Origin of the sequence: Thermobrachium celere DSM 8682, from assembly GCF_000430995.1 — a bacterium.
Classification (GTDB): domain Bacteria; phylum Bacillota; class Clostridia; order Clostridiales; family Caloramatoraceae; genus Thermobrachium; species Thermobrachium celere.
The window spans coordinates 2358-14246 of sequence record NZ_HF952012.1; the positions used below are offsets into that span (position 1 = coordinate 2358).

Annotated in this window: 8 protein-coding genes, 1 tRNA gene, 2 rRNA genes and 1 other annotated feature (1 of these 12 cut by a window edge); all 11 genes read left to right on the plus strand. The window is 33.4% G+C overall.

Translation table 11 applies throughout. The features are described 5' to 3' along the window. Positions 1–229: a sequence feature (mutual gap in cmsearch alignment for this rRNA model is longer than 100), on the plus strand; it begins 1770 nt to the left of the window's first position. A 28-nt stretch (positions 230–257) separates the two neighbouring features. After that, positions 258–372 (plus strand): 5S ribosomal RNA (gene rrf, locus TCEL_RS00495). Positions 373–384: 12 nt separating this feature from the next. Beyond that, positions 385–459, plus strand: a tRNA-Asn gene (locus tag TCEL_RS00500). Positions 460–611: 152 nt separating this feature from the next. After that, on the plus strand, positions 612–2336 hold the full coding sequence (locus TCEL_RS00505) for a sigma-54-dependent Fis family transcriptional regulator (RefSeq protein ID WP_018659081.1): 1725 nt from the start codon (positions 612–614) through the stop codon (positions 2334–2336). Positions 2337–2513: 177 nt separating this feature from the next. Further along, positions 2514–3752 (plus strand): threonine synthase, encoded by a 1239-nt coding sequence (gene thrC / locus TCEL_RS00510; protein WP_018659083.1) that lies wholly within the window; start codon positions 2514–2516, stop codon positions 3750–3752. A gap of 24 nt (positions 3753–3776) precedes the next feature. Further along, positions 3777–5024: a YgeY family selenium metabolism-linked hydrolase gene (locus TCEL_RS00515; protein ID WP_018659085.1), complete on the plus strand. Its 1248-nt coding sequence runs from the start codon at positions 3777–3779 to the stop codon at positions 5022–5024. Between the two features lie 12 nt (positions 5025–5036). Continuing rightward, positions 5037–6230 carry a knotted carbamoyltransferase YgeW gene (gene ygeW, locus TCEL_RS00520; protein ID WP_018659086.1) on the plus strand — a complete coding sequence of 398 codons (1194 nt, stop codon included), beginning with the start codon at positions 5037–5039 and terminating at the stop codon, positions 6228–6230. A 20-nt stretch (positions 6231–6250) separates the two neighbouring features. Next, positions 6251–7732, plus strand: coding sequence for a pyridoxal-phosphate dependent enzyme (locus tag TCEL_RS00525; RefSeq protein WP_018659088.1), 1482 nt, complete (start codon positions 6251–6253; stop codon positions 7730–7732). Positions 7733–7772: 40 nt separating this feature from the next. Next, positions 7773–9242: a sodium:solute symporter family protein gene (locus TCEL_RS00530; protein ID WP_018659090.1), complete on the plus strand. Its 1470-nt coding sequence runs from the start codon at positions 7773–7775 to the stop codon at positions 9240–9242. Positions 9243–9354: 112 nt separating this feature from the next. Further along, positions 9355–10026: a Crp/Fnr family transcriptional regulator gene (locus tag TCEL_RS00535; RefSeq protein WP_018659092.1), complete on the plus strand. Its 672-nt coding sequence runs from the start codon at positions 9355–9357 to the stop codon at positions 10024–10026. Between the two features lie 342 nt (positions 10027–10368). Then, on the plus strand, positions 10369–11262 hold the full coding sequence (locus TCEL_RS00540) for a cation diffusion facilitator family transporter (RefSeq protein WP_018659094.1): 894 nt from the start codon (positions 10369–10371) through the stop codon (positions 11260–11262). Between the two features lie 242 nt (positions 11263–11504). Continuing rightward, positions 11505–11889, plus strand: a 16S ribosomal RNA gene (locus TCEL_RS00545); the annotation flags it as partial.

The window sequence follows — 11889 nt, forward strand, 5'->3', positions numbered from 1 at the left end:
TGGACGAACCTCTGGTGCACCAGTTGTCGCGCCAGCGGCACAGCTGGGTAGCCATGTTCGGATGGGATAAGCGCTGAAGGCATCTAAGCGCGAAGCCCACCTCAAGATGAGATTTCCCATAGCGTTAAGCTAGTAAGACCCCTGGAAGAACACCAGGTTGATAGGCCAGAGGTGTAAGCGTCGTAAGGCGTTTAGCTGACTGGTACTAATAGGTCGAGGGCTTGATCATATAGGCTGTGCAGTTTTGAAAGAACTAATCCGGTGACTATGCCGCGGAGGAAACACCCGTTCCCATTCCGAACACGAAGGTTAAGCTCCGCAGGGCCGATGGTACTGCACCGCACGGTGTGGGAGAGTAGGTCGTTGCCGGATCAAACTTAATATTCCACGGTAGCTCAATGGTGGAGCATCCGGCTGTTAACCGGAGGGTTGGAGGTTCGAGTCCTCTCCGTGGAGCCATCTAGAAAATATATGAGGTTGCAAAAGCAACCTCTTTTTTATTTTCTTTAAAATATTTGTCAATAATTGTATTGATTTTACTAACAGAATTCTTGTTGTTTGTAATAATCTTATTTTATATAATAGGTTTAAAATAATGGGGAGGGGGTAAGATGAGTGAACTCTTAAATATTAAAGATACAGTACAAAAATTTGCTGAAGTATTAAAGGAAGTTATAAAATTTGATGTGGAAATTGTGGATAACAAATTAGTTCGTGTTGCTGTGACAGGGGAATATGCAAATGAAGAAGAGCAGTTAATTGAAAAAGGCAATATATATAAGATAGTCTTAAAAACAAAGCAAATGATAGTGTTAGAAAATCCAAAGGAAAACGAGTTGTGTAATGGGTGTAAAAAATTTGATGAATGTAAAGAGGTATGTGAAGTATCATATCCTATTATTTTAGATGAAAACGTAATAGGAGTAATAGGATTTTTATGCTATACACAAGAACAAAAACAGCGTTTTTTAGAAAATAGAGAAAGTATAATTAAATTTATTGATCAGATATCAAAACTAATTGCGTTAAAGGTAAAATTTAATATAGAAAATTACAGACTTAATAATATGCTTAAAGTTTTAAAAACAGTAATAAATAAGGTGGGGGAATGTGTTCTATTAGTTAATTCCAAGAATGAATTAGTTGATTATAATCATGCTGGAGCAAAGTTTTTAAATTATAACAAGGATCTAAAGATTGAATTTTTAAAACCAGAAACTAAGGATGAAAAATATACTTTTACTATACTTATAAACAATAGGAATTATTATGTTTATGGAGAAGTATATGAGTTTAATTCTATAGATGAAAGTTATAAAATAGCAATATTTAATGATGTAGCTGATTCTAATTTCAATGACGCAAATATAATATTAGATGAAATAAAAGGTGAAAGTGAATACATTAAAGAATTAAAAGATAAAATTAAGAGGATTGCAAAGAATAGTTCAACTGTATTAATTACAGGCGAATCTGGAACAGGTAAAGAACTTATAGCAAGGGCTATACACTCTCTTTCTGAAAGAAGAACAAAGCCTTTTATAGCGATAAATTGTGCAGCTATTCCAGATACTTTACTAGAGAGTGAACTTTTTGGATATGAAAGGGGAACCTTTTCTGGAGCTGATCCAAGAGGCAAAATAGGTAAATTTGAAATGGCAAATGGAGGAACGATATTTTTAGATGAAATAGCAGATATGCCACTACATATGCAGGTTAAACTGCTTAGAGTTCTTCAAGAAAAAACCATAACTAGAATAGGTTCGCACCAATCACAAAAAGTTGATGTAAGAATTATAGCTGCAACCAATAAAAATATTCAGCAGTTAGTTAAGGAAAATAAATTTAGAGAAGATCTTTATTATCGATTAAATGTAATTCCAATACATACTTGTCCTTTAAGAGAAAGAAAAGAGGATATAAAGGTTTTAGTTCAACATTATCTTAATAAATATCAAGTACATTTTAATAGAAAAGGTATAAAGTTTGATAAAGATGTTTTAGACATGTTCTATAGATACGATTGGCCTGGTAATGTTAGAGAACTTGAGAATTTAATTGAATATATTGTAGCAATGGTAGATGATAATACTATAATAGATAAAAGCTTGCTACCAATGTCTATTAGTAATGGTAAAGGAGAAATTTTATTTAAAGATGAAGTATATAACTTAAAACAACTTGAAATGCAAACGATAAATAAGGTTATTAAGATGTGTGGAGATTCTACTGAAGGTAGATTAAAGGCAGCTGAGTTGCTTGGAATTGGGGTTGCAACTTTGTATAGAAAACTTAAGAATTATCAAATTGATAATAATGAGGATAAAATTAAATAAAAGTCCTTTAATGTATGGCAATTATCATTTTGATAAATTTTATCAAAATGATAATTGCTTTTTTGTTAGTTCATTTGAAAATTCTCTGCTTAAAGTTGGCATAGTCTTTGCTTTATTAATATAAAAGATCATGTTGGTAATGCCATAAGGCAGTGTAAACCTAAGGAGGTAATATATATGAAAAAAATATTAAAGTTAAAATGTGTTAAATGTGGAGCAGAATATTTAGAAAATGAGGTGGAATATGTTTGTCCCCAATGTGGTATAGAGGGGATTTTAGATGTTATTTATGATTATGAATTGATATCAAGGGAGTTGACGAAGGATTATTTATTAAACAACGAAGATAAAAATATTACAAGGTATTTACCAATCCTTCCTATTGAATCTGCTGAGTATTTTGAGCCTCTACAGGTTGGAAATACTCCTTTGTATGAGGTAAAAAAATTAAGAAGACTTTTGGAATTAGATAATTTATATATAAAAGATGATACTAGAAATCCAACATTATCGTTTAAAGATAGGGCTTCTGCTGTTGGTATAGCAAAGGCAAAGGAGCTTAAAAAAGATGTAATAGTAGCATCTTCAACAGGAAATGCTGCAAGTTCAATATCAGGTTTTGCAGCAAGTGCAGGAATCAAAAACTATATTTTTGTTCCCAAAACAGCACCAGAGGCAAAGGTCACTCAATTATTAGTTTTCGGTTCAACGGTATTTTTAGTTGATGGAACATATGATGAGGCATTTGAATTATGTTTTAAGGCAGCAGAAAGATTTGGATGGTATAACAGAAGCTGTGCTATAAATCCATATTTAGTTGAGGGTAAAAAGACTGTTGCGTTTGAAATACTTGAGCAACTAAATTTCAAGGTACCAGATTATGTGGTTATGGCGGTTGGTGATGGATGTAGTATAAGTGGTGCGTATAAAGGTTTTGTTGAGTTTTATAAACTTGGATTAGTTGATAAAATTCCTAAAATGATAGGTGTACAGTCTGAAAAGTCAAATCCAGTCACAAGAGCTTTTAATAAAAACACATATGAATTTGATTATATTCCTCCTACAACTATTGCAGATAGCATCTCAGTTGGAATCCCAAGGAATGGAATAAAAGCGTTAAAAGCAGTTGCTGAGTCTGGTGGATTTATGATAGACGTTACTGATGAAGAAATAATAGAGTCAATAAGAATTTTGGCATCAAACTCTGGAATTTTTGGAGAACCTGCTGGAGTTACAGGATTTGCTGGTGTAAGAAAACTTAAAAAACTTGGTCTATTTAAAAAGGAAGATATAGTGGTTACAGTAGTTACTGGATCTGGTTTAAAGGATTTAAGGACAGCACAAAGGGCGGTACCAAAGGCATATAGAGTATCTACAAACATAGATGATTTAGTTGAGCTGTTAAAAAATATTTAAATATAGAAATAGGGGGAAGGAGTTATGAGTAACATTTATAAACAGATACTTGAACTGGCTGAAAAGTATAAGCCAGATATGTCAAGGTTTTTAAGGGATATGATTGCAATTCCTAGTGAAAGTTGCAATGAGGAAAAGCTTATACAGAGAATTAAACAGGAAATGGAAAAAGTGGGGTTTGATAGAGTTGAGATTGATCCAATGGGAAACATATTGGGATATATAGGTCATGGAAAGCATTTAATTGCTATGGATGCCCATATAGATACAGTTGGTGTAGGGAATATAGATAATTGGGAATATGATCCATATGAAGGATATGAGGATGATGAAATTATATTAGGTAGGGGTGCAAGTGATCAAGAGGGTGGAATGGCAGCTATGGTTTACGCAGGAAAAATAATAAAGGATTTAAAATTAGAAGGGGATTATACTTTGCTTGTAGTAGGAAGTGTTCAGGAGGAAGATTGCGATGGATTATGCTGGCAGTATATTATACAGGAGCAAAATATAAGGCCAGAATTTGTTGTTTTGACTGAACCTACATCTTGTAACATCTATAGAGGACAAAGAGGAAGAATGGAAATAAAGATAAAGACAAATGGAGTAAGTTGTCATGGTTCTGCACCTGAAAGAGGAGAGAATGCAATTTATAAAATGGCACCAATTATACAGGAGCTAGAACAATTAAATGAAAGGTTAATATCACATCCATTTTTAGGTAAAGGATCCCTTACTGTATCGGAAATATTTTTCACATCACCTTCTAGATGTGCTGTTGCAGATAGCTGCTGGATTTCAATAGATAGAAGATTGACTGCAGGCGAAGATAAGGAATATGCGATAAATCAGATAAAGAATTTACCATCTGTTAAAAGAGCAGGCGCAGAAGTAACTATGTACACTTATAGCAGGCCTTCATATACAGGATTAGTTTATCCTACAGAAAGTTATTTCCCAACTTGGTTTATAGAAGAGGACCATCCTGTATGCAAAACATTATTAGAGGCATATGAAAACCTATTTAATGAAAAGGCACTTCTTGATAAGTGGACTTTTTCAACAAATGGTGTATCAATAATGGGTAAATTTGGTATTCCATGTATAGGTTTTGGCCCAGGACATGAAGATCAAGCACATGCTCCAAATGAAAAGACATGGAAAGAGGAGCTTGTTAAAGCAGCAGCTATGTATGCTTCAATACCTCTTATATATATTGAAAAATACTGTCATGAGATGCCAACAACGACTGTAAATTTAGCAGATAAATAGGGGGGATTCAAAATGAAAAATGTTAGTGAAATGCTTAATAAATTAAGTAATCTGGATTTTAAAAATATGTATAATAAAGATTTTCTATTAACATGGGAAAAGACTCATGATGAGTTAGAAGCAGTTTTAACAGTTGCAGAAATATTAAAGAGTTTAAGAATGAATAATATCTCTACTAGAATTTTTGATAGTGGTTTGGCGATATCACAATTTAGAGATAACTCAACAAGGACTAGATTCAGTTTTGCCAGTGCAGCTAATTTATTAGGACTTACTGTTGCTGATCTAGATGAAGGAAAGTCACAGATAGCCCATGGAGAAACTGTAAGAGAAACAGCAAATATGGTTTCTTTTATGGCTGAAGTAATAGGTATTAGAGATGATATGTTTATAGGAAAAGGTAATGCATATATGCGTGAGGTTTCAAAGGCTGTTCAGCAGGGATATGAGGATGGAGTATTAGAACAAAGACCAACAATAGTTAATTTACAATGTGATATTGATCATCCTACACAGAGCATGGCAGATCTTCTTCATTTAATTAATTATTTTGGAGGTATTGAAAATTTAAGAGGTAAAAAAATAGCAATGACTTGGGCTTATTCCCCAAGTTATGGAAAGCCCCTTTCGGTTCCTCAAGGAATAATTGGACTTATGACAAGAATGGGTATGGAAGTTGTATTAGCACATCCTGAAGGTTATGGATTAATGCCTGAAGTAGTTGAAATAGCAAGAGAAAATGCAAAGCAAAGTGGTGGAAAGTTTAGTATAGCAAATTCGATGCAGGAGGCTTTTGAGAATGCAGATGTAGTTTATCCAAAAAGCTGGGCTCCATTCTGGGCTATGGAAATGAGAACACAATTATATGATAAGGGAGATTTTGATGGAATAAAGAACCTTGAAAAAGAACTTCTTGCAGAAAATGCAAAATATAAGGATTGGGAATGTAACAAGGATATGATGAAGTTAACTAAGAATGGAAATGCACTTTATATGCATTGCCTTCCAGCAGATATAACTGGAGTTAGCTGTAAAGCAGGAGAAGTTTCTGCTGAAGTATTTGAAAAATATAGAGTCGAATTATATAAAGAAGCAGGATATAAACCTTATATAATAGCAGCAATGATTTTCCTAAGTAAAGTTGAAAATCCAATAAAAACTATAGAAAAGATAATAAATAATGGAAAACCTAGATTTTTAAAATAATAAACAGGTAGGAGGTTATTATGTATAGGCTTATAGATTTAAATATAAATGAAAAGCAATTAAATAAAACAGTTGAGATTGCACGTAAAAGGAATCTAATTATACCGACAATTGCTCAAATGAAGGACCCTGAAAAAATACCAAACTCAATTAAGGAAAAGCTTAAGGATGTTGGTCTTTGGGACATAAATCCGTTGAATTTGTTTAGAATAACTTGGAAAAATGAACCAGTAGAAAAGGGAGGACTTTATAAAAAACTTCCAAACTATATAGAGCTACCTAGTGAAATAACCGGTGTTAAGGCAAGAATATTTGCAATGTCGGGTAAATTCTTCCCAACAGGTGCCCATAAGGTTGGAGCAAGTTTTGCTTGTTTGGTACCAAGATTAGTTACAGGTCAATTTAATCCTGAGTATCATGTGGCTGTTTGGCCTTCGACTGGTAATTATTGTAGGGGTGGAGCATATAATTCAGCTTTGCTTGGATGCAAGTCTATTGCTATTCTTCCTGAAAATATGAGTAGAGAAAGATTTGAATGGTTAAGCAAGGTTGCTGGTGAAGTAATTGCAACACCTGGTTGTGAAAGTAATGTAAAGGAAATATATGATAAAACATGGGAGCTTAAAAGAACTCGTGAGGACGTTGTAATATTAAATCAATTTGGAGAGTTAGGAAACTATTTATGGCATTATGAAGTAACTGGAAGTGCTATGAGGGAAATAATAGAGGCAGAAAAGGGTGAAAGAGGAAATTTTGCTGGTGTATGTTTAACTTCAGGTTCTTCAGGTACATTAGGAAGCGCAGATTATATGAAGAATGTATATCCAAAGTCAAAGATTGCAGTAGGAGAAGCTCTGCAGTGTCCAACACTTCTGTCAAATGGTTTTGGAGACCATAGAATAGAGGGAATAGGAGATAAGCATGTACCATGGATACACAATGTTAAAAATACAGATATGGTTATAGGTATTGATGATGAGGAAAGTTTAGCACTATTTAGATTATTTAATGAGCCACAAGGACAGGAATATTTAAGGAGTCTAGGAGTAGAAGAAGATATTATATCAAAGCTATCATGGGTAGGTATATCAGGAGCTGCAAACATAATTATGTCCATTAAGTTTGCAAAATACTATGAACTCACAGAAAATGACATGATTATAACTGTATTAACTGATTCAGCTGATATGTATAGATCAAGATTAAATGAGATGGAGGATAAGAGGGGACGTAAATATTCAATGAAGGATGCTGAAGTTGACCATGGTAGGTTTGTATTAGGGGTAAGAACCGATAATATGGAGGAGCTAACATATAGATCAAGAAAAAGAATTCACAATTTAAAATACTACACTTGGATTGAGCAGCAGGGATATAATGTAGAGGAATTAAATGCTCAATGGTATGATTACGACAACTATTGGGGTAAGCTACAAAAAATGGGACCAGAATTAGATAGATTAATTGAGGAGTTTAATAAAAAAGTTGGATTAGTATATTAGACGAAAGTCTAATATAAATAAATTTAAAAGGGGGGTATTTATGAATTTAACAGTAGTTCTTATTGTAGTAGCTTACCTCTTAGTTATGCTTTATATTGGCTACTACTCCTCAAAGAAAATCTCCACAAATGAAGACTTTATGGTTGCAGGAAGAAGGTTAGGTCCAATACTTATGGCTGGAACACTGGCAGCAACTGAAATTGGTGGAGGATCATCACTAGGAGTAGTTGAAAAGGCTTATGGTGACTGGGGACTATCAGCTGCATGGTATGTTTTGACAATGGGTATTACTTTTACTTTCCTTACAATTTGGGGTCCAAAGTTTAGGTCAGCTTTAGTTAAGACAGTTCCAGAATATTTTAGACGAAGATATGGAAGAGCACCTGGATTTATAACTGCCATTGTTATGCTTCTACCTTTAATAGGATTAACGGCAGGACAGATTATTGCATCTTCAGTTGTACTTTCAGTTATGACAGGTTTTTCCTATAAATTATCTGTATTAATAGTGTCTTTTGTTGTAACAGCATATTCTGTAATGGGTGGATTGTGGTCGGTAACAATTACAGACGTAGTTCAGATGGTTTTAATAGTTATAGGTATGATATTGGCAGTTCCTTTTTCACTCCACTATGCTGGTGGATGGAGTAATGTAGTTGCAACAGTTCCAGCAGAAAAGTTTTCGTTTACAGGTGGTATGAGTATAAAGACTATAATATCTTTAATTGTTATGTATATAGCCTCATTTACAGTAGGTCAAGAAGCAGTTTCAAGATACTATGCTGCAAAGGATGATAGAGCAGCTAGATTAGGTTCAATATATGCAGGTATTTTAAACTTCATATATGCATTTATTCCAGCTGTATTAGGATTGATTACACTTTCAATAGTTAAGCAAGGATTAATAAATGCTGATGTAATAATGAAAAATGGAGCAAGATATGCACTTCCTACTTTAGCAATTAACACAATGCCACCAGTAATAGTTGGTTTATTGTTTGCAGGTATTATTTCAGCTACAATGTCATCAGCAGACTCAGACTTATTAGGTGCAGGTTCTATATTTGCTAACGATATATGGAGAGTATATATTAGAAAAGATGCTTCAGACAAGGAAGTTATGAAGGTTACACAAATTACAATGATAATAGTTGCAGTATTTTCAACTTACATTGCCTTAACCAATAAGGGTAGTTTAATAAATTTATTGATGTTCTCATTTACACTAAGAGCAGGTGGAGCATTCTTGCCATATCTGTTAGGACATTATTGGAGAAAGGCTAGCTGGGCTGGAACTATGGCTTCATTAATATTAGGTTCTATAGCTGTTGTTTTAGTTGAAAAGAAGGTTATAAGCTTCTTTAAGTTGGATCCAATATTCTTAGGATTATTAGTTTCAGCAATAACTTTCTTTGGATTATCGTATATATTCCCAAATAAGAAAAATTCTACTGAATTATGCGAAGAAAACTATGAGCAAATTGAACACACTCCAACACCAAGTATGTAGGCAGGTATATACCTGCCTAATTTTTTTATATAGATATACATGTAGTTTTAAATATGTTAAAATAATATATAAATAAATATAAATTTATTAATACATAAGTGGAGGATGATATATGGATCAAGTTTTAAAGAGATTAAGTTTTTTCTCTTCACTTGATAGTGAGAGTTTAAATAAATTATCTGAGATAATAGTTGAAAGGGAATATAAAAAGGGAAGTAGTATTTTTATAGAGGGAGAAGAAGCTGAAGCAGTATATGTTGTTAGAAATGGTAAGGTAAAGATATATAAAACAGGAAGTGATGGTAAGGAGCATATTATTCATATAATGTCTGACGGAGATGTTTTTGCAGAATCATGTATTTTTGAAGCATGTCCATATCCAGCAAGTGCTGAAGCTGTTGAGGACACAGTATTGTATGTATTAGAAAACAATAAGCTTGAAAAGGTGTTAGAAGAACATCCTAAAATAGCGGTTGAACTTGTAAAGATTATGGCAAGGAGACTTAGAATGGTTGCAATGCAGATAGAAAATTTATCATTAAAGGATGCAAATCAAAAGATAGCAACACTAATAGTGAATTTATTTAAAATTGGTGGTGTAGAAGTTATAAACGGTGCAAAAATAAAACTTGATGTATCAAGAACAGAAATGGCAAATATGGTTGGACTAACCCGAGAAACACTAACCAGAACACTATTTAAATTTAAAAATGAAGGTATAATAGATATAGATGGTAAAGAGCTTATTATAGTTGATTCATATAAGTTATTGCAGCTTGTATAATACAAAATATTTAATAAGTAGCTCCATAAGTGGATTATAAGCATTTTAAAAATCCATTTATGGAGCTATCTTATTTATAATTTGAGTTTAGAGAATAGGTTTATTTGTAGTTATTATTGTTTTAAATAAAAGGATTTTGTAGCATTTATAGAAAATGAGAATAACTTGTTTAGGGGGAAATTTGTAAATTAGAATTATTAACAAATGATAAATAGGTATATTTAATAATTAGTTTTATTCTCAAATGAGAAATATTAATTTCAAATAATTAAGTTGAAATATAAGGAGTTTAAACATAAAATGTAACATGTATATAATATCAATTGAAAAGGATGTGATTTTATGGAAAGAGAAAAAATGGGAATATATGCCTCATGGGTAACAATTTTCTTAAATACAGCTTTGTGTCTTTTTAAGATAATAGCAGGAATTGTAGGGCAAAGTGGTGCAATGATTGCAGATGGAGTTCATACATTATCAGATATTGTAGCAACTTTAGTTGTTATATTAGGCTTTAAAATTTCATCTAAACAAGAAGATGAAGAACATCCATATGGTCATGAAAAGTTTGAAGCGGTTTTTACAAAAGTAATAAGTATTATACTTATTATTACTGGATTTGTTATAGGATACGAAGGAGTAGAGAAATTAATTTCAAAAGAATTTGTAACTCCAGGTAGAATTGCTCTACTTGCAGCAATAATATCTATTTTAGTTAAAGAAGCAATGTATTGGTATACTATTATAGTTGCAAAAAAGATAAAGAGTTTATCCATGGAGGCGGATGCTTGGCATCATCGTTCAGATGCTTTTTCTTCAATAGGAACATTTCTAGGTATTTTTGCAGCAAGATTAGGATATAAATTTTTTGATCCTCTAGCAGCTTTGATTGTAAGTATATTAATAATCAAAGTAGGTGTAGAATTTTATATTAAGGCTACGAAAGAATTAGTTGATGAATCAGCAGATAAAGAAACCTGCACCAAAATAAAGGAATTAGCTTTGGGAGTTGAAGGAGTTGAAGGTATAAAAAGTCTAAAGACAAGAACATTTGGTCATAGAATATATGTTGATATAGAGATATTGGTGGATGAAAATTTGACAGTTAAAGAGGGGCATCAAATTGCAGAGGATGTGCATGATGTTTTAGAAAATAAAATGGATAATATAAAACATTGCATGGTGCATGTTGAACCTAAATACTCTTGTTTTTATCAACACAACCTGGAGTGTTGAGGTGTGAAAAAAAGAGAAATATATAAAAAAGAGTAGAAATGATGATATAAAGTTAAAATTTCTACTCTTTTTATTTTAGTATTTTATTTAGTACATGATATTATATAAAAGTCGTCGCGAGGGCGACAAAACGAAATAAAAAAAGATGTTGACAAAATGAAAAAGACGTGATAACATAAATAAGCGTCGACGGTCCTTGAAAACTGAACAGCGAGAGCGAACGTACTTTGAAGCTCAGGTTAGAACATGAGAGTTTGATCCTGGCTCAGGACGAACGCTGGCGGCGTGCCTAACACATGCAAGTCGAGCGGAGGCAGCACTTAACACTGAGTGCTCAGCTTGATAGGGGTAAGTCTTAAGCCAGCGTCAAGCACGCGTAAGCGGGCTTTACGCAAATTAGGATAACACATGCTGAGAACTGAGTGTTAAGTGCTGCCTTAGCGGCGGACGGGTGAGTAACACGTGGGTAACCTGCCCTTGAGAGGGGGATAACAGGTCGAAAGGCCTGCTAATACCGCATAACGCTAAGATGCCGCATGGCGTCTTAGCCAAAGGTTAATTCCGCTCAAGGATGGGCCCGCGGCCCATTAGCTAGTTGGTGAGGTAATGGCTCACCAAGGCGACGAT